General features: G+C 37.8%; 1 protein-coding gene. It reads left to right on the top strand.

Annotation, left to right across the window (positions count from 1 at the left end; translation table 11 throughout):
* Positions 1–192 precede the first annotated feature (192 nt).
* Positions 193–611 (top strand): hypothetical protein (locus tag ACFIJP_RS09605; RefSeq protein ID WP_375627205.1); only part of this gene is annotated, 419 nt, incomplete at its 3' end.

Here is a 611-nt window from a genome sequence, read left to right as displayed (position 1 = left end):
ATCCTGAGTTTGGTAGCGAAGATGATTATTATCGTCATGAGTATTATGCTGATTTTGAAGGGTATTATGACGATGATAATGACAGCGAATATGAAAGTGATGCTGCGTAAATGACACGCGCGGGCGCGGCGGGGGCGCCCTCCTTTAAACATCTCATTTAAAAATTTAAATCTCTATAAAGGAATTGTGCTCATGCAAAAGAAGTTTGCACTCACAAATGAAACGCGTGTAATTAATAATCATACCCTTTATCGCATTAAAGCATTAAAAGACTTTGCTGATGTTAAAGCAGGTACTTTAGGGGGCTTTATTGAAAAGGAAGATAACCTCTCTCATGATGGCAATTGCTGGGTGTATGATGAGGCTCTTGTGTTTAAAAATGGTCACGTTTATGAAAATGCAAGGGTTTATGACAATGCTATCATTGCTGGCTATGTTTATGATAATGCCTATGTTTATGACAATGCTAGGGTTTATGAAAACGCTCGTATAGCAAATAACGTACATGTTTATGAAAATGCCAATATTCATGGCATTGCTGTTATTCGTGAAAATGTCGGCGGGTCTACTAAAATAAAAACCTATACTGAACGTCTCTCTCCTTATGGTGA

This window comes from Bartonella sp. MU37NMGALS (assembly GCF_042194015.1).
In the GTDB taxonomy this organism is placed as follows: Bacteria; Pseudomonadota; Alphaproteobacteria; order Rhizobiales; family Rhizobiaceae; genus Bartonella; species Bartonella grahamii.
Note: the sequence above shows the minus strand (reverse complement) of the source record. Positions and strands in the feature narration are given on the sequence as shown.